Origin of the sequence: Streptacidiphilus jeojiensis, assembly GCF_042510965.1 — a bacterium.
Lineage (GTDB): Bacteria > Actinomycetota > Actinomycetes > Streptomycetales > Streptomycetaceae > Streptacidiphilus > Streptacidiphilus jeojiensis.
In genome coordinates, this window is sequence record NZ_JBEUKS010000002.1 from 191979 (window position 1) to 210727 (window position 18749).

The 18749-nt window shown below is 72.6% G+C and carries 14 protein-coding genes, 1 tRNA gene and 1 pseudogene; 9 read left to right on the forward strand and 7 right to left on the reverse strand.

Annotated features, from left to right (window positions below):
• Positions 1-49: 49 nt before the first annotated feature.
• Positions 50-1510, reverse strand: coding sequence for an aldehyde dehydrogenase family protein (locus tag ABUW04_RS06780; protein ID WP_380563557.1), 1461 nt, complete (start codon positions 1508-1510; stop codon positions 50-52).
• A gap of 186 nt (positions 1511-1696) precedes the next feature.
• On the reverse strand, positions 1697-2920 hold the full coding sequence (locus ABUW04_RS06785; RefSeq protein WP_380563558.1) for a cytochrome P450: 1224 nt from the start codon (positions 2918-2920) through the stop codon (positions 1697-1699).
• A gap of 236 nt (positions 2921-3156) precedes the next feature.
• Between ABUW04_RS06785 and ABUW04_RS06790 the strand changes: the two genes are divergently transcribed.
• The 4 genes from ABUW04_RS06790 (at position 3157) to ABUW04_RS06805 (ending at position 7572) form a co-directional block, all read left to right on the forward strand.
• Positions 3157-5415 carry an MMPL family transporter gene (locus ABUW04_RS06790; protein WP_380563559.1) on the forward strand — a complete coding sequence of 753 codons (2259 nt, stop codon included), beginning with the start codon at positions 3157-3159 and terminating at the stop codon, positions 5413-5415.
• A gap of 119 nt (positions 5416-5534) precedes the next feature.
• Positions 5535-6752 carry a sensor histidine kinase gene (locus ABUW04_RS06795; protein ID WP_380563560.1) on the forward strand — a complete coding sequence of 406 codons (1218 nt, stop codon included), beginning with the start codon at positions 5535-5537 and terminating at the stop codon, positions 6750-6752.
• A complete protein-coding gene (locus ABUW04_RS06800) occupies positions 6749-7423 on the forward strand; it encodes a response regulator transcription factor (protein ID WP_380563561.1) in 675 nt (224 codons plus the stop codon). Before ABUW04_RS06795 ends, ABUW04_RS06800 begins: the two co-directional genes overlap by 4 nt.
• Positions 7424-7499: 76 nt before the next feature.
• Positions 7500-7572 (forward strand) — tRNA-Arg (locus ABUW04_RS06805).
• A gap of 963 nt (positions 7573-8535) precedes the next feature.
• Here the strand turns inward: ABUW04_RS06805 and ABUW04_RS06810 are convergent.
• The 5 genes and pseudogenes from ABUW04_RS06810 to ABUW04_RS06830 form a co-directional block, all read right to left on the reverse strand.
• A pseudogene (locus ABUW04_RS06810) lies at positions 8536-9111 on the reverse strand (recombinase family protein); the annotation flags it as partial.
• Positions 9112-9554: 443 nt separating this feature from the next.
• Positions 9555-9800 (reverse strand): hypothetical protein, encoded by a 246-nt coding sequence (locus ABUW04_RS06815; protein WP_380563562.1) that lies wholly within the window; start codon positions 9798-9800, stop codon positions 9555-9557.
• Between the two features lie 150 nt (positions 9801-9950).
• Positions 9951-10289, reverse strand: a complete 339-nt coding sequence (locus ABUW04_RS06820) for a helix-turn-helix domain-containing protein (RefSeq protein WP_380563563.1) — start codon at positions 10287-10289, stop codon at positions 9951-9953.
• A gap of 45 nt (positions 10290-10334) precedes the next feature.
• Positions 10335-11399, reverse strand: a complete 1065-nt coding sequence (locus ABUW04_RS06825; protein WP_380563564.1) for a TRM11 family SAM-dependent methyltransferase — start codon at positions 11397-11399, stop codon at positions 10335-10337.
• Positions 11400-11448: 49 nt separating this feature from the next.
• Complete coding sequence (locus ABUW04_RS06830; RefSeq protein ID WP_380563565.1) at positions 11449-12267, reverse strand: hypothetical protein; 819 nt, start codon at positions 12265-12267, stop codon at positions 11449-11451.
• Between the two features lie 380 nt (positions 12268-12647).
• Between ABUW04_RS06830 and ABUW04_RS06835 the strand changes: the two genes are divergently transcribed.
• The 5 genes from ABUW04_RS06835 (at position 12648) to ABUW04_RS06855 (ending at position 18745) form a co-directional block, all read left to right on the forward strand.
• Positions 12648-13451: a hypothetical protein gene (locus tag ABUW04_RS06835; RefSeq protein WP_380563566.1), complete on the forward strand. Its 804-nt coding sequence runs from the start codon at positions 12648-12650 to the stop codon at positions 13449-13451.
• A gap of 242 nt (positions 13452-13693) precedes the next feature.
• The gene (locus tag ABUW04_RS06840; RefSeq protein WP_380563567.1) at positions 13694-14065 is read left to right on the forward strand and encodes a pilin; all 372 of its coding nucleotides are present in this window, start codon (positions 13694-13696) and stop codon (positions 14063-14065) included.
• Positions 14062-16044 carry a hypothetical protein gene (locus tag ABUW04_RS06845; protein ID WP_380563568.1) on the forward strand — a complete coding sequence of 661 codons (1983 nt, stop codon included), beginning with the start codon at positions 14062-14064 and terminating at the stop codon, positions 16042-16044. The genes ABUW04_RS06840 and ABUW04_RS06845 overlap by 4 nt, the downstream gene beginning before the upstream one ends.
• The gene (locus ABUW04_RS06850; protein ID WP_380563569.1) at positions 16041-16979 is read left to right on the forward strand and encodes a PrgI family protein; all 939 of its coding nucleotides are present in this window, start codon (positions 16041-16043) and stop codon (positions 16977-16979) included. The genes ABUW04_RS06845 and ABUW04_RS06850 overlap by 4 nt, the downstream gene beginning before the upstream one ends.
• A complete protein-coding gene (locus tag ABUW04_RS06855) occupies positions 16976-18745 on the forward strand; it encodes a VirB4 family type IV secretion system protein (protein ID WP_380563570.1) in 1770 nt (589 codons plus the stop codon). Before ABUW04_RS06850 ends, ABUW04_RS06855 begins: the two co-directional genes overlap by 4 nt.
• Positions 18746-18749: the final 4 nt, after the last annotated feature.

The following is an 18749-nucleotide window of genomic DNA, read 5'->3' on the forward strand; positions in this document are numbered from 1 at the left end:
TGGTCCATTGCTGCATTACCCGGGGAGAACGGCCGAGGCGGTCCTCGGATCAGAACGGGAACTGCGCGTGCCGGGTGGCCAGGGTGACCCAGCGGGTGTTGCTGAAGGCGTCCAGGCCCCAGCGGCCACCGAAGCGGCCGTAGCCGCTGGCCTTGGTGCCGCCGAAGGGGGACTGGGGCTCGTCGGCGACCGACTGGTCGTTGATGTGCACGATCCCGGTGTCGATGCGTTCGGCCACCCTGAGCCCGTGGGTGCCGTTCTCGGTGATGATGCCGCAGGTCAGCCCGTGTTCGGTGGCGTTGGCCAGGGCGACCGCCCGGTCGTCGTCGGCGAAGGTGCTGAGGACGCAGACCGGGCCGAAGGCCTCGCGGGTGTGCAGGTCGGCGTCCTCGGTGACGCCGGTGAGGACGGTGGCCGGGTGCACCGCGCCCTGCGGCTCGCCCCCGCCGGTCAGCACCGTGGCGCCCCTGGCGACGGCATCGGTGACCAGGGCGGCGACCCGGCGGGCGGCGCCGACGCTGACCAGCGGGCCGATGACGGTGCCGGGGTCGGCGGGGTCGCCCGAGGGCAGCGCCGCGACCTTCGCGGTGAACTTGGCGGTGAACTCCTCGGCGAGGCTCCGGTGGACCAGCACCCGGTCCCCGGACATGCAGATCTGGCCGGAGTGCAGGAACACCCCGAACACCGCGGCGTCCACCGCGTAGTCCACGTCGGCGTCGTCCAGCACGATGATCGCGTTCTTGCCGCCCAGTTCCAGCACGGCCGGCTTGACGTGGCGGGCGGCGTGCGCACCGATGACGCGCCCGACGCCGGTGGAGCCGGTGAAGTTGACGGCCCGTACCCTCGGGTCGGCGATCAGCGCCTCGGCGATCTGCGCGGCGTCCTGGCGGGCGTTGGTGATCACGTTCAGCACGCCGTCGGGCAGGCCGGCCTCGCGCAGCAGGTCGGCCAGGAACAGCGCGCAGGCGATCGGCGCGTCCTCGCTGGCCTTGACCACGACGGTGTTCCCGGCCGCGATCGGTGCGGCGACGGCGCGGATGCCCAGGATCAACGGGGCGTTCCAGGGGGCGAAGGCGGCCACCACGCCCAGCGGCCTGCGTATCGCCAGGCCCAGCACGCCGTCCTGCTGGGCGCTGAGGACCTCGCCGCGCGGTGCGGTGGTCCCGGCGGCGGCCTCGCGCAGGATGTTGGCGGCCAGGCCGACGTTGAAGTACGCCCAGCCGGCGGTCCCGCCGGTCTCGCCGGCCATCAGCTCGACCGCCTCCTTGGCCCGGCCTTCCAGCAGGTCGGCGGCGGCCAGCAGCACGGTGCGCCGGGCGAAGGGACCGGTCGCGGCCCAGGCGGGGAACGCGGCATGGGCCGCCTCGACGGCCAGCGCGACGTCCTCGGTCCCGGCGGCCGCGACGGTGGCGTAGACCTCGCCGGTGTAGGGGCTGAGGTCCTCGGTGGTGCGGCCGGACAGCGCGGGGACGTTCCGGCCGTTGATCAGCAGGTCACGGTGGAGGGTCATGGGTGCGTGCCTTCCTTCTCTGGCCGCCACCCCAACCGCTCCTGCCACGGCAACGGTGGCGTGATGCCGAGAGCCTAGTTGCCGTACCGGAGTTCGGACCCGGACCGATCAGCGGACCGCACCCCGGGCGCCGAACTCACAGCTGGGTCTTACGTTTTGCCGTTTTGCCGACCGGGAGGGGGCGTCTCAGACGGTCCAGAGCGCGTGCAGCGTCGGCGGCTTGCGGAAGACCAGGCCGCGCGGGGCGCTCGGACGCTCCGGATCCAGGCGCAGACCGGGCAGGCGGTCCAGCAGGGTACGCAGCGCGATCCGGGTCTCCAGCCGGGCCAGGTGCGCGCCCAGGCAGTAGTGCGGGCCGTGCGCGAAGGCCAGCTGGAGGCGGGAGTTGGCCCGGTGCACGTCGAAGGCGTCCGGTTCGGCGAAGACCGATGGGTCGCGGTTGGCGCCGGCCAGGGAGACCGTGACCAGGTCGCCGCGGCGGATCTCGGCGGCGCCGAGCCGGACGTCGCGGGTGGCGTAGCGGTCGACCACCGCGGCGCCCGGCTCCAGCCGCAGCGATTCCTCGACGGCGTTGTCCAGCAGGGCGTCGTCGGCGCGCACCAGGGCGACCCGGCGGGGGTCCTCCAGCAGGTGCAGCAGCGCGTTGGCGATCATCGCCTCGGTGGTCTCGATGCCGCCGAACAGCAGCACCGCCGCGTTGGAGGCCAGCTCCGGCAGGCCGAGCCGTTCGGCCGCGCTGACCAGGAGCGAGCGGTCGTCGTCGGGGCGGTCGTCGGGGCGGTCGCCGTCGGAACGCTCGTCGGCGGGGCGGTCGCCGTCGGCGTGCACCGTGGCCGCGACCGCCGCGCGCAGTTCGGCGTAGGCGGTGGCCCCCTCCGGCCCGGCCGGGCGGCCCTCGGTGATCTCGTTGACCGCCTGCACGATGCCGTCGTACCAGGTCAGCACGGTCGTGGTGTCGGCACCGACGAGACCGAGGATGTCGGTCATCACCACGGCGGCCAGCGGCCCGGCGAAGGAGCGGCGCAGTTCGGCGGCGCCGTCCCGGCTCAACCCGTCCACCAGCAGGTCCGCCTGCTGTTGGATCCGCTCGGCGAACCCGGTGTGCAGCTCGCGCAGGCGGAAGGGCGCGGTGAAGGGCTCCCGGTGGACGGCGTGCTCGGGACCGTCCAGCGAGAGCATGCTCGGGCCGACCACCTGGGCGGTGGAGAAGCGCGGGTCGTCCACGGTGTACGTCTGCGCGTCGCGCATCACGGCCGTCGCCAGGTCGCGGCGGGTCACCAGCCAGCCGCCGAGGGCCGGGAGCCAGGACACCGGCTCCTCGGCCCGCAGCCGGGCCAGTAGCGGATGCGGGTCCTCGGCGAGCTCCGGCAGTGTCACGGCCGCCCCGAGCGGAAAGCTCCCAGTGATCATCGGCCGAGGCTATCGGCGGCCGCCGCCCGCTGTCGATCGCCCGGTGGCTCGGTCAGTGCATCGGGCGGTGGATCTGTGGGTCAGGCAGTACCGGAACCGCGCCGGACTACTGCGTGCGCAGTAGCCGACTGTTGCAGATGCAGCAGTGGACTGTCGGTAGCCGGACGACGCCCCGGCAGGGCCTGCTCGGAGAGTCTGGGAGGGATCCCGAGTCCCGAGGTTTGGAGTCCCCTGTCATGGCCGTCTTTCTCTCCCGTCTGGGCCGGCTGGCCTTCCGACGGCGCTGGTACGCCGTGGTGGTGTGGGTGGCCGTGCTGGTCGGCGCCGGCGCCGGAGCGGTGCTGGCGCCGGCCAACTCCAACACCAGCTTCTCCGTACCGGGCACCGAGTCCCAGCAGGCGATGGACCTGATCAAGCAGGACTTCCCGGCGGCGGCCGACACCGGAGTGTCCGCGCGGATCGTGTTCGTCGCCCCGGACGGGCAGCAGGTCACCGCCACCGCGAACAAGGCCGCCATCGACGCGGTGGTGAAGGAGGCCGCGGACAGCCCGCAGGTGTCCGGTTCGGTCACCCCGTTCCAGGCGGGCACCGTCAGCTCGGACGGGACCACCGCCTACGCCACCGTCAGCTACAGCACCACCGCCGACGACCTCAGCACCGCCAGCAGGACGGCGCTCGACGACGCGGTCCAGCAGGGCCGGGACGCGGGCCTGACCGTGGAACTGGACGGCAGCGCCCTGACGGCCACTCCGTCCCCGGGCGGGTCGACCGAGGTGGTCGGCATCCTCGCGGCGGCCGTGGTGCTGCTGGTCACCTTCGGGTCGATGGCCGCCGCCGGGCTGCCGCTGCTGACCGCGGTCCTGGGCGTGGGCATCAGCACCGCCGGGATCACCGCCCTGGGCAGCACACTCGGCCTGTCCAGCTCGACCAGCGGTCTGGCCAGCATGCTCGGCCTGGCGGTCGGCATCGACTACGCCCTGTTCATCGTCTCCCGCTACCGCGAGGAGCGGGCCAGGGGAGCCAGCGCCGTCGACGCCGCGGGCACCGCGGTGGGCACCGCCGGCTCCGCCGTGGTCTTCGCCGCCCTGACCGTGGTGATCGGCCTGGCCGGCCTCTGGGTGGTCGGCATCCCGGCGCTGACCACCATGGGTCTGGCCGCCGCGGCTGCCGTACTGGTGGCCGGACTGATGTCGCTGACCCTGGTCCCGGCCCTGCTCGGCTTCTGGCCGGAGGCGGTGCGCTCGCGCAAGGAGCGCCGGGCCGCCCGCAGGGGCGTGAGCCTGCCGAAGCGCACCAAGCCGAACGGCGGCAGCCGCTGGGCCCGGTTCGTACTGCGCCGGCCGCTGCCGGTGCTGCTGCTGGGCGCGGTCGGCCTGGGCGTGGTGGCCGTCCCGGTGACGCAGCTTCAGCTGGGCACCTCGACCGACGGGGCGCTGCCGACCACCAGCACCGAGCGGCGTGCCTACGACGACCTGGCCCACGGCTTCGGCGCCGGGATCAACGGTCCGCTGACCATCGTGGTCCAGGCCGACGGCGCCAAGGACCCGAAGGCGGCCGTGGCCGGGGTGGAGAAGACGATCGCGGCCACCTCTGGCGTCGCCTCCGTCTCCAAGGCGCAGTTCGACGCCGCGGGCGACACGGCGGTGTTCTCGGTCGTCCCGACCACCGATCCCAACGACCAGCGGACCGCCGACCTGATCCACACCCTGCGCGCCGAGCAGGACGCGGTGAAGGCCGCCACCGGGGCGGACTTCAAGGTCAGCGGCAGCACCGCGATCAACATCGACACCGCGCAGAAGGTCCAGGACGCGCTGCCGCGCTACCTGGTGGTCGTGGTCGGCCTGGCGTTCCTGCTGCTGATGATGGTCTTCCGTTCGGTGCTGGTCCCGGTCAAGGCGGCGCTCGGGTTCGTGCTCTCGGTGCTGGCGTCGCTGGGCGCCGTGGTGGCGGTCTTCCAGTGGGGCTGGCTGGCGAGCCTGCTGGGCGTGACCACGACCGGGCCGATCATGAGCATGATGCCGATCTTCCTGGTGGGCATCGTCTTCGGCCTGGCCATGGACTACGAGGTCTTCCTGGTCTCCCGGATGCGCGAGGCCCACACCCACGGGGAGTCCGCCGAGCAGGCGATCGTCTCGGGCTTCAACCACAGCGCCCGGGTGGTCACGGCCGCCGCACTGATCATGGCCGCGGTGTTCTCCGGCTTCCTGGGCGCCGGCGACTCCATGATCAAGACCATCGGGTTCGGCCTGGGCATCGCGGTCCTGTTCGACGCCTTCGTGGTACGGATGGCGATCGTGCCGGCCGTGCTGGCCCTGCTCGGCGACCGGGCCTGGTGGATCCCGCGCTGGCTGGACCGGGTGCTGCCCCGGGTCGACATCGAGGGCAAGGCCCTGGAGCGCAGGGCCGCTGCGGCGGCTGATGCCGATGTCGATGCCGATGCCGCTGCTATGGCTGAGGCTGAGGCTGAGGCTCTGGAGCCGGTACCGCTCCGGTAGCAGCAGGCAGCAGTGTTCGCGGGGCCGTCCGGGGCAGACCCGGGCGGCCCTGGGGCCGTACCCGGGCCGTTCCCGACGGACTCGGCCACGATGGACTCACCCCCGAGCAGGAGGACTCGATGATCACCGGCTGGAAGCGGTACCTCCGCGAGCACCCCCGCCTCGCCGACGGGGCCGTAGCCGTACTGCTCTTCGTCGGCTGCGTCCCGGCCACCGTGTTCATCACGCAGGATCGCCCGGGCCACCCAGCATGGTGGAACGCCGCGGTGCTCCTGGCCGTCAGCTCCGCGGCGCTGCTGTGGCAGCGCAGCCACACCCGTACCGTCGTCGCGGTGACCACGGTCTGCGCCGTCGTCGCCTGCGCCCTGGGCTACCTGCTCACCCCGCTGCTGCTGGGGCCGCTCATGGTGGCGCTCTACCGGCTGGCCGTGGACGGCAGCCGCAAGGTCGCGTTCGGCTACGCCTCGGCCGTGGCCCTGCTGCTCGCCTTCACGACCATGGTGGTCCGGCCGACCGGCTACGCCTTCATCCTCAACACGGTGAACCCCGCCGCCATGATCGTGATCCCGGCCCTGCTCGGCTACGCGGTCCAGAACCGGCGCGCCTACCAGGATGCGGTCGCCGCCCGGGTGGCGCAGGCCGAACACGCTCGGGAGGAGGAGGTCAGGCACCGGGTCGCCGAGGAGCGGATGCGCATCGCCAGGGAACTGCACGACGTCGTGGCCCACCATCTGGCGCTGGCCAACGCCCAGACCGGGACCATCGCCTATCTGATGCACTCCCATCCGGTCGAGGCCGAGAAGCTGCTGGTCGAACTGGCCGGGACCACCTCCTCGGCACTGCGCGAACTCAAGGCCACCGTCGGGCTGCTACGCCAGGGCGACGACGCGGGGCAGCCGCTGGAACCGTCCCCCGGTCTGGAGCGGCTGCCCGACCTGGCCGAAGCGATGCGGACCACCGGACTGACCGTCACCCTCAGCACCGAGGGCACCCCGCAGCAGCTGTCCCCCGGCGTGGACCTGACCGCCTACCGGATCATCCAGGAGGCGCTGACCAATGTCTCCAAGCATGCGGGGACGGCAGTGGCCGAGGTGGAGCTGACCTACTCCACCGGCCTGCTGAACATCACCGTCCGCAACGAGGCGGGGGCGCCGCACCGCGGACCCCGGTCGGCGGAATCCGGTGCCGACTCCGGTTACGGTTTGCTGGGCATGCGCGAGCGCGCCCAGTCGGTCGGCGGCCGGCTGCGGGCCGAGCCTCGCCCCGGCGGCGGTTTCGAGGTCGCCGCCGCGCTGCCCCTGCATCCGCGTGTCCCCGATGAGGAGACAACTCCATGACCATCCGTGTCCTGCTCGCCGACGACCAGGCCCTGCTGCGGGCCACCTTCCGGCTGCTGATCGACTCCCGCCCGGACCTGGAGGTGGTGGGCGAGGCCGCCGACGGCGCCCAGGCGGTGGAACTCGCCCGCGCGCACCGTCCGGACGTGGTCCTGATGGACATCCGCATGCCCGGCACCGACGGCCTCAGCGCCACCGCCACCATCTGCGCCGACCCGCAGCTGAACGACACCCATGTGCTGATCCTGACCACCTTCGAGCTCGACGAGTACGTCGCCCAGGCGCTGCGGGCCGGCGCCAGCGGCTTCCTCGGCAAGGACGTCGGCCCCGGCGAACTGCTGGACGCCATCCGGACCGTGGCCGCGGGCGACGCCCTGCTCTCCCCGCAGGCCACCCGAACCCTGATCACCCGCTTCCTGACCGGCCCCGAGCTCGGCCCGGCCCCCGACGCCCTGAAGCGGCTCGACCCGCTCACCGGACGCGAGCGCGAGGTGATGGCCCTGGCCGCCGAGGGCCTCGACAACAACGCCATCGCCGCCCGGCTGTTCCTCAGCCCACTGACCGTCCGCACCCACCTGCACCGCGCCATGGCCAAACTCGACGCCCGCGACCGCGCCCAACTGGTCGTCATCGCCTACCAGTGCGGCCTGGTCCGAGCCACCCCGCAGTGACCGCCCCCACCGGACCCCCACCGACGCAGGAGCGCCACCGGGGCGCTCTCCTGATCCGCTAGAGTGTCGGTGTCCAGCCTTAGTAGCTCAGGGGATAGAGCACGGCTCTCCTAAAGCCGGTGTCGCAGGTTCGAATCCTGCCTAGGGCACACAGCAGATCCGACACGCTCCCGCTGTTCCGGTGGGGGCGTGTCGCCGTTCGGGGCGTCCGACGAGCCGGCTGCGGAGTGTCGCGGCGTGCGGTTCGACTGCCGTTGGGCTGTCTCCGACGCGAGGCGGCTCAGGTGCTCGATGCTGTGCCGGGCGATGACGACCTGCATGCCGAGTTCCTGCGTGTGCCGGTTGAAGCGCATCTCCAGATTGAAGGCGTCGAAAAGTAGGCGCTGCTCCTCCTCGGGGAGGGAAGTGATGGCAAGGCTGAGCTGAGGAAGGGCTCCAAGGAGCTCGCGATCGCTTCCATCCTCGCCGGTGGCCGTGGGGAGCAGGGCGTTGAGTTCGTCCGTGAGTTCGGCGAGCTGCTTGGTCAGAGCCGCATGCTCCTTGCGGATCCCGTTCCGGAAGGCGATCTCCTGGGCTTCGTCGTACTCGCCGACCGGGGTGTCGTTGTCGCTGAGGCCCTGGGCGAGCATCTGGATCAGCCTGCCCTGCTTGCGCTCCGCGGCGGCGATGCGCGCCTCCAGCGAGAGGCGGTCACTGTCGCGGTTGTCGGTGCCGGGGGTTCCGGTGAGCGCGCTGCTGATGTCTTCGGGGAGGAAGAAGCACCGGTCACGGCCGAAGACGCGTTCGCTGAAGAAGCGGTCCACAGCGCTGATGAGAAGGTCCTCGCGGACCAGGACGCTCATGGGGTGACCGCTGTACCAGGGGGCTTCGCTGTGCTGGTTCGGATCCTTCTGGCAGGCGTAGTAGGTGTTGCCGCGCCCCGTCTTGCCGAACATTCGGCGGTCGCAGATCGAGCAGCGGATGTAGGAGCGGAGCCGGTAGCTTCGCTTGGCCGCCGGATGGGGGTTCGGGCCGGAGATGGAACGAGAGCGTTCCCGGCGCTTCGCGACGGGGGCAGCGGCGTCGAACAGCTCCTTGGTCACCAGCGGCTCGTGGGTGGGGTGCGGCGACCAGATCCACTCGGAGGGCGGATTGCAGCGGCCGCCCTTCTTGGTCGCCCGCCGATTCCAGACCTGGTAGCCGGTGTACTTGGGGTTGCGGAGGATCTCACGGACCGCCCCTCCGGACCATCGTCCGAGAGCTGCGTCAGGGCGCGTGGGTTGCGGAGGGGGGAAGGCCACGAGGTCCGTGTTCAGCCGTTCCGCGATGCCGTCGTATCCCATGCCGGCCAGGCAGCGGAGGTGGAAGATCTCTGTGACGACCGGCGCCCTGAGCGGATCCGGGACGAGCCTGTGCTTCGTGTCGCCGATGGCATCGCGAGCAGGGACGGGGTGGGCGACCTTCTCGGCGAGATAGCCGTAGGGCGGCTTGCCGGTGTTCCAGCCCTGTTTCGTGTGCTCGATGTAGCCGTCCCACGACAGCTCGAGCATTTGCAGGACGTACCACTCGGCCACGGCCTGCTTGACGCGCCGAGTGAGCGTCGGGGTCGAGCGTTTCGCATGCGGCCCGGTGACGATCGGCTCGTCAGCGGCACACAGGGCGACGCCGGCTTGCTCCAGCTCGTGTTCGATCTTGGTGCCGTAGTACATGCGCCGGGCCACGCGCTCGATCGACTCGCACAGGACAGCGGCGAAGCGCCGGTCGGGCCGCTGGGCCTCGGCGAGGAGGTCCTTGATGCTGCCGTCGCGGGGAATGGGGATGGCGAAGCGGGAGTGAGCGTCCGAGTTGCCGCGGTCCGCGAGGTCCTTACGTCCGGACTCCACGTCGTAGAAGTGCGCGACGATCACCCATCCCGGCGGCAGGGCGGCGCGGGCATTGCGAAGCTGACGGGGGAGGGAGAGCGTGGGATCCTGCTGATCCTCGGTGGAGGTGCGCCCGAGCCAGGCCACGGGCACTGCCGCCGGCACCGGGGCGGATTCTGCCGACGGGGGAGGCGACCATGGCCGATCCGGGGCCGGCTGCCCCCAGGAACGGCTGTTCGGTGTCGACTCGGGCACGGTACCCCCTTGCTCTCACCGCTGGTGCCAGGTGGTCAGGCCCCTGCCTCGGACTGCAATTCGTCGCGGTGCGCGTGGAGCCACTGAAGGGCCCTGCGGATCGCGGCGGCTTGGCGTCGGGCGAGGGCTTCACCAGCTTCACCGTCGATGAGGATGTACTCCACGGTCACCCGGAGCGGATGGCCGGCGGAGTCGGTCGACGTCCATGCACGCTCGCGCTCGGGCGGCTCGTCAAGCGGCAACTGCGGTTCAGGGAAGGGGTACTCGCTGATGGGAGGCAACCAGGGACTTCCTGCGGGGAGTGCGTAGTCGAGGATCGGGGTTGAGGATGCGCATCGAGCCGCCCGAGAGGCCAGGTGGGGTGCCGATCGAGATCGACGTCCCACCTGACGGGCTCGGGCGCTCCTGGGCACACCACGCGTCCCTGATCCCTACTCGCCTGAGGGGGCGAGGCCGAGGAGCTTCAGAAGATGGGCGGTGGGGATCTTGTAGCGTGCGCCGCAGCGGAAGACGGGGCAGGGGAAGGTGCCGTGGCGGATGAGGGTGTGGGCGGATGTGCGGCTGATACCCAGCAGCCGGGCGGCGCCGGGTACTCCGAGCGTGGGCGGCAGGTCGCCCAGGCCCTCGGGGCCGGGTGCGGTCGCAGAGCCGACGTCGGCGACCGCGGTGGTGGCGGGACGCAGGCTGCGGGCGGCGACGAGGGCGGCCCGGGCGGCGGGGCTGTCGTCGAAGCCGGGCTCGTCCGGGAGCGGGTGACTGGTGGTGGCCATGGCAGGGTTCTCGCCTTCAGTTCGTAGTGGGGAGTTCGGACCGGTTCACGGTGCGGTCCAGGTGGCGGCGTCGGGGCGATGGAGGCTGTCGGCCGGTGCCGGGTTGCGGACGATGCCGGTGGTGAAGTCGCTGGTGGGGGACCGGTGTTCGCAAGCGTGGCCGCCGTGTGCGGCCGGGCACCGGCAGGGTTCCGGGTTGCGGAAGACCAGGACGTCTTCGTGGACGATCATGTGCATCGGGATACCGGCGGCGCGGGCGGCGCGGACGTTCTTGAGCTGGTAGAAGGAGCCGCGGGCCACCAGGTGCCCGTCGCGGACCCCGGCCAGGAGAGCTACGCAGCGCTCGACCGGGACCAGCCCGGCCGCTTGTCCGGCGGCGATGACAGCGGCGGGCAGGTCGACCAGTTCGCCGCGTTCGCGCCAGGGTCGGGCGGTGACGGCGACGGTGGCGTCGGGTGCGAGAAGGGAGCGGCAGCCAGCCAGGATGTCGGTGAACGCCGACAACAGGTCCTCGGTGGGGGCCTTGGCCAGGTTCTGGGGAGAGGTCCCGTAGGTGTGGTGGAACTTCACGATGCCCGGTTCGCCGGTGTCGCGGCTGGAGCGGAGCTGCCCGTGCAGGGAGGACCCGTACGGAGGTGAGGTCAGCAGCAGCTGCGCCGGCTGATACCGGCGGGAGCCCAGGAGCTGGGTGGCACGGCGGGCATCCCCCTGGTGGACGGTGGCGACGCCGGGGGCTCCTTGGGCGTAGGCGAGTTGCAGGTTGCCGCGGGCGATGTGCGGCCACGTGGGTTCGAGCTCGACGCCGACCGCGTTGCGGTCCAGGTGCACGGCTTCGACCAGACTGGTGCCGATCCCGCACATCGGGTCCAACACGGTGTCCCCGGGCCGGGTGTAGGTGGTGATGGCGTGCCGGGCGATCGCGGGGAGCATCTTCCCGGGGTGCGCGATCGAGGACGGCAGGTAGCGGCCGGTGCGCTGGGCGCGGGAGTCCTGTTGCGCGGTGACCCACACGCTCATCGGCAGCGACGCCAGCGTCGGACACGGCGACTGCGCCTGCTCTCTGTGGACGTCGTGCTGGGGCGCGCTGCGGTCGGGAACGGGTACGGACATGGGGCCTCTTTTCCGGCTGCGTTGGCGGAACGGTGGTGGCGACGGGTCGTCACGGGCGCTGGAAGACCAGGAGGTCGTGGTGGGCGAGCCGGTGCGCACCGCCGCCGGGAGCCGCATCGGTGCAGGCGCAGTCGGGGCCGTGGGCGGTGCTCTCGGCCGGCTGCAGCAGACGGCTCTTGTGGGCGGGGGCCTCGACGGCGGCGATGTGCTGGAGGTAGCTGAACCCGGCTGCCTGGGCGTAGGCGGTCAGGGTTCCTGCGCTGTCCTGGCCCGGAGTGGGCCGGGCGCAGATGACGGCGATGCCGCCGGGGCGCAGTGCGGTGCGGGCGCTGTCGAGCAGCGCGCCGAGTGCCGGGGGACTGACCGGGTCGTGCGGGGCGATCACCGCCAGCGCAGCCCGCCCGGCGATCCGGGCGGCCTGGGCGGCCAGCGCGGCGGGACCGGGAGCGTTGCGGATGATCGCCCGCACGGCGGTGTCGGGCTCCTGGTCGGCGAACAACTGCTGGGTGCGGCGGCCGTGGTCGCTGCCGCGCACCAGACCCAGCACCTTGCGGCCGGTGCGGGCGGCGGCCAGCAGCAGGGTGCCGTTGCCAGAGTCGGGGACGAACACGACCTCCCCGGAACGCGAGTAGGCGTCGGTGATCTGTCGGGCCAGGCCCTGGGGCAGGCGTTGGGCGCAGGCGGCGGAGGTGGGGTGCTCGCAGGTGGGGCAGCAGCCGGTGAGCGGTGCGGCGAGCCACACCGACAGTGGGACCGGAGGCAGGATCCCGGTGCGGGACTGCCGGCCGCTCCGCTCGGCGCGGCGAGCGTTGGAAGCCGTGGTGCGGCGGGTGCGGGTGGAGTCGGTGGTGGGTTCGGGCTGGTTCATGGCGGCTGGGCCGCACGGTTGCCGCAGGGACGTTGACCTACTCCACTAAGCGCCCGGGAAACCCGCTTCCTAACGGGCGATCTTGAGACTGGTCGCTCGGGACGGCCCGGGAAGGACATCTCGGGAGGTGGATCCAAGAATTTCTCCGTCGGTCCCCGCTCGCGTCGTGCACCTCTAGCAGAAGGGCATTTCCGCAGGTCAGAGCGAAATCACTCACGCCTGGGGTGGGCTCCGGGAGCGGTTCGCGAGCGGTTCCGGTGTGGTTCGCATGCGGGGTCGGGGTGGGGCGGGGGTGGATCGCGTCGGGATCGCGTGGGGCCGGTGGTGCGCGATGGCTGCGGGCGGCGACTGGCGCCGTCCACGGCGAACTGGAGCACCCGATGCGCGAGATGTCTGAGGTCCTTGTAGCGACCGAGCCGCTGTGCCAGGTGGCGGACGCGTTCCGCACCCTGGTGGACCGCAGCCGCCCGCTGACCCTGGACGTGGGCGGTCTGCACCCCTCGCTGCCCAAGGGCGAGCTGGATGTGATCGTGCTGCGGTCGCTGCTGCTGCATCCCTCGCTGGGACACACGGCCCGCGGTCTGGTCTGGGAGCGGCTGCTGGAGCTGACCGGCCGCCCCGGTGCGGAGGGGGAGGACTGGGGGCTGGCGGTGGTCGGGACCGCGTGGCCGGGCCTGCGCGCGGTCGTCGACCGGCTGCAGCAGCAGGTGGGGCGTGAACTGCGCTGGGAGCTGGCGCAGGTGGTCCTGTCCGGGTTCTGGCAGGCGCTGGTGCGCATCCGCGCTGAACGTGCGGCCGGCGGCGGGGGCCAGGCCTGCAAGATCCCCGCGAACCTGCTCTGGGCCGCCGAGCGGGCCGGCCGCCGCTTCCGCGCCGACGCGGAGAAGACCGCGGCGCACAGCCTGCCGCTGGAGTTCGGCCCCCAGGGCGAGCCCGCGGCCTTCGTGGGGCTGGACCTCCTGGAGCTTGCGGTGGCCCGCGGCGTCCTGGACCGCGGGCAGGCCGAACTCGTCGCCTCCTCGCGCATCGACGGCAGGCCGATGCGCGAACTCGCGGCCGACGCCGGGCTGACACCCGAGGCGGTGGGGATGCGCCGGGTGCGCGCGGAGAAGCTCCTGGTCCGGGCCCTGAGGGACGGCCTGCTGGGCACGGTCGGTCCGGACGGCGCGGAGGCCGTGCGTTAGGAAGGCGCGTTTCGACGCGCTTAGTGGGACAGAGGGGGCGTTCCCGGCACGTGGCCGGGGCGCCTCCGGGGGAGAGTGCCGCGGACGTTGACCCCGCCGCCCTGTCCTTCACCCAGCCCGCGAGGGGAGGTGAGGGCCCACGGTCCCCCGAACCGCCCCTCCGCCACCGGGCGCCCCCTCCACCCCTGACCGGCAGCAGCACGCGCCAGCCCCCTGGAGACGGAGCCACTTTGACGGACCTGTTGGCACTTCCCGATGCCCGCCCGCGCCGACCGCCGGGCCCGCTGGCGGTGCGCGCCGCCGCGTGCACCGCCCTGCTCCTGGCCGACCTCGCCCTGCCCGGAACCGCCCACGCGACCAGCGCTGTCGAGGTGTTGGCGGTGAACTCGGTCGACCAGACCATTACGAACATCACGAACTGGATCGTGGGGATCCTGGCCGGGGTGGCGACGATGTTCCTGACCGTCGGCGGCCTGCGCTATCTGATGGCCGGCGGTGAGCCGGGCGAGGTGGAGAAGGCCAAGGGCGCGTTGAAGAGCGCCTGCGTCGGCTACATGCTCGCGGTGATGGCACCGGTCATCGTCGGGGTCCTCAAGGGCCTGGTCGGAGCATGAGTACCACCGAACGACGGCAGTGGGTCTGGGTACTGGCGGTGACCGGCTTGCTGCTGGCCCTGGTAGCGGTCACCGGTGGCCCGGCACACGCCGATCCGGCGCCGGGCCCGCAGCCGGCGCCCGCGCCGGGAGCGGCGCCCACGGCGCCCTCGTCCTCCAAACCGGCTCCGCCGTCGGCGGGACTGGCACCGAGCGCGGGCACGACCCCGCCATCGGACCCGGTGGGCGTCGCGCCGAAGGCACCCACCCCGTCTCCGGGGCTGCCGCCGGACCCGAAGTACGTCCCGCCCGCCCCGAAGCCGAGGCCCGCGCCGCCGCCGAACGGCGGTCTGGCACCGCCAGCGGATCCGTCGGCGCAGGGTGGGCCGAGCATCTTCGACATCCCAGGACAGGTCAAGGCCGCGATCACCTCGTTGCTGGCGTCACTGCTGGCACCGCTGCTGGTTCCGTTGATGAACGCGCTGTGCCGCTACCTGCTGACCACCCCGGACGTGACGGCGATGCCGCGGGTGGCGCAACTGTGGGACGGACTGCGCATCCTGGCGTGCTCGCTGTACGGATTGTTCGTGCTGGCGGCCGGGATCCTGGCCATGTCCCACGGCACCGTGCAGCAGCGCTGGTCGGCGCGGGAGTTGGTGCCGAAGGTGTGCCTGGGTATGTTCGCGGCGAACCTGTCGCTGATCGTCTGCCGGCAGTCCATCGCACTGGTCAACGCCGTCGCCCGCGCGATCTTCGGCGACGGGATCACCGCCCAGGACCTGGCCGGAACCCTCGTGGGGTTGCTGACCGCCGGGCCCGGCGCGCCGCTGTACGTGGTGGTGGTCGCGGTGGTGGTGGCCGCGACCGGACTGGTGCTGTTCGTGACGCTGCTGATCCGTACGGCGGTGGTGATCGTGCTGGTGGTCGCCGCGCCGCTGATGCTGGCCTGCCACGGCTTTCCCGCTACCGAGGGTGCGGCGCGGATGTGGTGGCGGGCGTTCGCGGGGGTGCTGACCACGCAGATCGTGCAGTCGATCGTGTTCCTGGTGTGCGTCAAGGTCGTCCTGGACCCCGCCAGTTACGGCATGTTCGGCGCCCCGGACATGTCCTCGCTGGTGAATCTGATGCTGACCTGCTGCACCTTCTACCTCCTGATCAAGATCCCCGGCTGGATCCGCACCCTGGTCACCCAGCCCGTCAACCGCTCCATGGGCGGTTCGAGCGGCGGCGGGATGCACCTGGTCAAGAAGATGGCACTGGGTGCGCTGGGGCTGCCGTTCGGCCCCTACGCCTTCGGCGCACAGCTCGCCGGACGCTTCGGTACGGGGCCGGGACTGGGCGGATTCGGAATGGGGGCCGGGCGTCGTCCCCCGGGGGCCAGGCCCGGGGCGGGAGGCGGACACCCCGGCCCCGGCGGACGTCCACCGGGCGGACCGCGCCCTACCGCCCCCGGCGGACCGGCAGGCCCGAGCCCGCATCCCGGTCCTGCCCCTGGACCTGCCGGAGGCCCCGGCGGCCCGGCGGGTCCGGGGCCGACACCCGGGGGCGGCCCGGCCGGTGGTCCGGGGGTGCCGCAGTACCAGTGGGGACGACCGACTCCGCGCGGAAATCCCGGCAACGGGCCGACGGTCGGCCCGGCAGCACCGCCGACTCCCGCCGGACCCCGGCCAGGCCCGGGCCCGGGGCCGAACCGCCCCGGGCCTGCGGCCCGACGACCCGCCCCCGCGCGGCCACGACCGCAACTGCCCGGCGCACCCGGCCCCGCCGGGGCGGCCAGGACGCCACCACCGCCCGCCCCCGGGCCACTGCGTCCCGGCGGCACGCCGCCGGGCACACCCCCGACCGGCCCACGCACCGGGCCGACGCCGCCGCCGACTCCGCCGTTGGGCCCGGCCCGGGCGACCCTGCCGCCGCCGCTGCCGCGACCGGCTGCGCTGCGTCCACCGCTGGATGACGGAGGCCCCTCCTCGGGCCGCCGTGGAAGGAGAAGCCGACCATGAGCCGTCGTGAACCCGAGGGTGAGTGGCACGACCTGGTCAAGATCCCGGCCGTGGACCAGGAGGACCGGGTCCTGGCCGGGCTGACCGTCCGCCAGGTGGTCCAGCTCGGCGCGGTGGTCGCGGTGCTGTGGCTCGCCTACCAGGCCACTCACTCCTACCTCCGCCCGCTGGTGTTCGTCATCACCGCGGCTCCGGTTCTGGCGTTGGCGGTGGCAGCGGTGCTGACCCGCCGCGACGGGATCTCCCTGGAACGCTGGCTGCTGGCCGCCTGGCACCACCGCCGCACCCCGCGCCGCCTACTGCCCACCGGTCCCGACCAGCAGGACTTCGTGACCGACCGGCTCGCCGACCCGGGCCTGGCCCCTCTGCCCCTGCCCGCCCACGCGGTGGCGGCGGACGGGACAGTGGACCTCGGCGATGCGGGCCGGTCCTCGATCAGCACAGCCGGGACGGTCAACTTCGCCCTGCGCACCGCGGCCGAGCAGCGGATGCTGATCGGCGGCTTCGGACGGTGGCTGAACGCGTTGACCGCACCCGTGCAGATCCTGGTGCGCACCCACCGCCTGGACCTGGCGCCGATGGTCGCCGAACTGCGCGAGCGGGCGCCGGGACTGCCGCACCGGCTGCTGGAGGACGCCGCCCACGCCCACGCCGACTTCCTGACCCACCTCGCGGCCGGACGTGACCTGCTGGCCCGTCAGGTTCTGCTGGTGCAACACGAACCCGGCTCGGACCGCACCGCCGCCCAGCGTGTCCAGCGCCGCGCCGCCGAAGCGGCCTCACTGCTGGCCGGCTGTGAGGTCCAAGCCGCGCTGCTGGACCGGAGCGGAGCGTATGCGGTGCTGCTGGCGGCCTGCGACCCCAGCACCCCACCGCATTCCGACCCGGCCGTCCCCGACATCCCCGTCACCTTCACTTCCGGAGGCCGTTCGTGAGGATCCTCGCCACCGCCGCCCGCCTGGGCAGTGCACTGACCCCGGTGCTGTCCGGCAGCCCGGCCATGGGACTGGGGCCGGACAGTGTGCAGGTCGAGCCGCGCTGCCTGGCCGTCGGCGACCTCCTGGCCGCCACCTTGATCGTGACCGGGTATCCGGCCGAGGTCGGCCCCAACTGGCTCGATCCGCTGCTGTCCTACCCCGGACGCCTGGACGTCTCCCTGCACGTGGAGCCGGTGCCCGCGCCGGTGGCCTCGGACCGGCTGCGCAAGCAGCGCGCCCGCCTGGAATCCACCCGCCGCAGCGCCGCCCAGCACGGCCGACTTGAAGACCCCGAAACAGAGGCAGCCGCCGCCGACGCCGCCGAACTCGCCTGGCGGGTCGCCCGGGGCGAGGGGAAGCTGTTCCGTCTCGGCCTGTACTTGACCGTCTACGCCGAGGGACGCGGCGAGCTGGCGGACGAGCTCTCGGCGGTGCGGGCACTGGCGGAGTCGATGCTGCTGCGGGTCCAGCCCGCGACCTGGCGCGCGCTCAAGGGCTGGACGAGCTGCCTGCCCTTCGGCACCGACCAGTTGAACCACCAGCGCACCGTGGACACCGCCGCCCTGGCGGCGGCCTTCCCGTTCGCCAGCCCGGACCTGCCCACCGCCGACACCGCCGCGGGTGCGGTGGCCGGGGTGCTGTACGGGATCAACACCGCGGCGTCGGGGCTGCTGTTCTGGGACCGGTGGGCGCAGGACAATCACAACTCGGTGACGCTGGCCCGCTCGGGGGCCGGTAAGTCCTACCTGACCAAGCTCGACGTCCTGCGCTCCCTGTATCAGGGCGTGGAGATCCATGTGGTCGACCCCGAAGACGAGTACACCCGCCTGGCCGAGGCTGTCGGCGGTACCGTCCTCCCCCTCGGCAGTCCAGGGGTGCGTTTGAACCCGCTGGACCTGGACCCCGACGGCGGCCCGGACGAGCTGACGGTGCGCGCCCTGTTCGCGCACACCTTCCTGGCCGTCCTGCTCGCCGAGGACCTCACCGGCACTCAGAAGGCGCTGCTGGACAAGGCGATCCTGGCCGCCTACCGCCAAGCCGGCATCACCGCCGACCCCCGCAGCCACGCCCGACCCGCGCCCCTGCTCGCCGACCTGCAGACGGCGCTGACGGCTCTGGAGGTTCCGGAGGCGCTGCTGCTGGCGGACCGGCTGGCCCCGTACACCACCGGCAGCCACAAGCAGCTGTTCGACGCCCCCACCACCACCGTGCCTGGCGGTCATTTGACCGTCTACTCGCTGCGCGACCTGCCCGAAGAACTCGCTGCCGCCGGGACCCTCCTGGCCCTGGACCGGATCTGGCGCACCGTCACCAACCGCCAGCGCCCCTGCCGCCGGCTGGTGGTCATCGACGAGGCCTGGCTGCTGATGCGCGCGCGTGCGGGGGCGCTGTTCCTGCACCGGATGGCGAAGGCGGCCCGCAAGCACCGGGCCGGGCTGGCGGTGGTCACCCAGGACACCGCCGACCTCCTGGCCACCGACCTCGGCCGGGCCGTGGTCGCGAACGCGGCCACCCAGATTTTGATGCGCCAGGCCCCGCAGGCCATCGACGCGGTCGCCGACGCCTTCCACCTCTCCGTCGGGGAAGCGGCCTACCTCCAGTCGGCGGGACGCGGAGAAGCCCTGCTCAGTGCCGGTCCCGGTCGCCGGGCCGCGTTCGTGAGCACCGCCTCGGACCTCGAACACGGCCTGGCCGTCACTGGCCTGGAAACCCCGGAGGACTAACCCC

Coding starts and splice junctions, on each gene's coding strand:
- ABUW04_RS06850 (WP_380563569.1), top strand. CDS start 16,041: ATGAGCCGTCGTGAACCCGAGGGTGAGTGGCACGACCTGGTCAAGATC.
- ABUW04_RS06780 (WP_380563557.1), bottom strand. CDS start 1,510: ATGACCCTCCACCGTGACCTGCTGATCAACGGCCGGAACGTCCCCGCG.
- ABUW04_RS06790 (WP_380563559.1), top strand. CDS start 3,157: ATGGCCGTCTTTCTCTCCCGTCTGGGCCGGCTGGCCTTCCGACGGCGC.
- ABUW04_RS06845 (WP_380563568.1), top strand. CDS start 14,062: ATGAGTACCACCGAACGACGGCAGTGGGTCTGGGTACTGGCGGTGACC.
- ABUW04_RS06825 (WP_380563564.1), bottom strand. CDS start 11,399: ATGTCCGTACCCGTTCCCGACCGCAGCGCGCCCCAGCACGACGTCCAC.
- ABUW04_RS06820 (WP_380563563.1), bottom strand. CDS start 10,289: ATGGCCACCACCAGTCACCCGCTCCCGGACGAGCCCGGCTTCGACGAC.
- ABUW04_RS06795 (WP_380563560.1), top strand. CDS start 5,535: ATGATCACCGGCTGGAAGCGGTACCTCCGCGAGCACCCCCGCCTCGCC.
- ABUW04_RS06800 (WP_380563561.1), top strand. CDS start 6,749: ATGACCATCCGTGTCCTGCTCGCCGACGACCAGGCCCTGCTGCGGGCC.
- ABUW04_RS06830 (WP_380563565.1), bottom strand. CDS start 12,267: ATGAACCAGCCCGAACCCACCACCGACTCCACCCGCACCCGCCGCACC.
- ABUW04_RS06785 (WP_380563558.1), bottom strand. CDS start 2,920: ATGATCACTGGGAGCTTTCCGCTCGGGGCGGCCGTGACACTGCCGGAG.
- ABUW04_RS06835 (WP_380563566.1), top strand. CDS start 12,648: ATGCGCGAGATGTCTGAGGTCCTTGTAGCGACCGAGCCGCTGTGCCAG.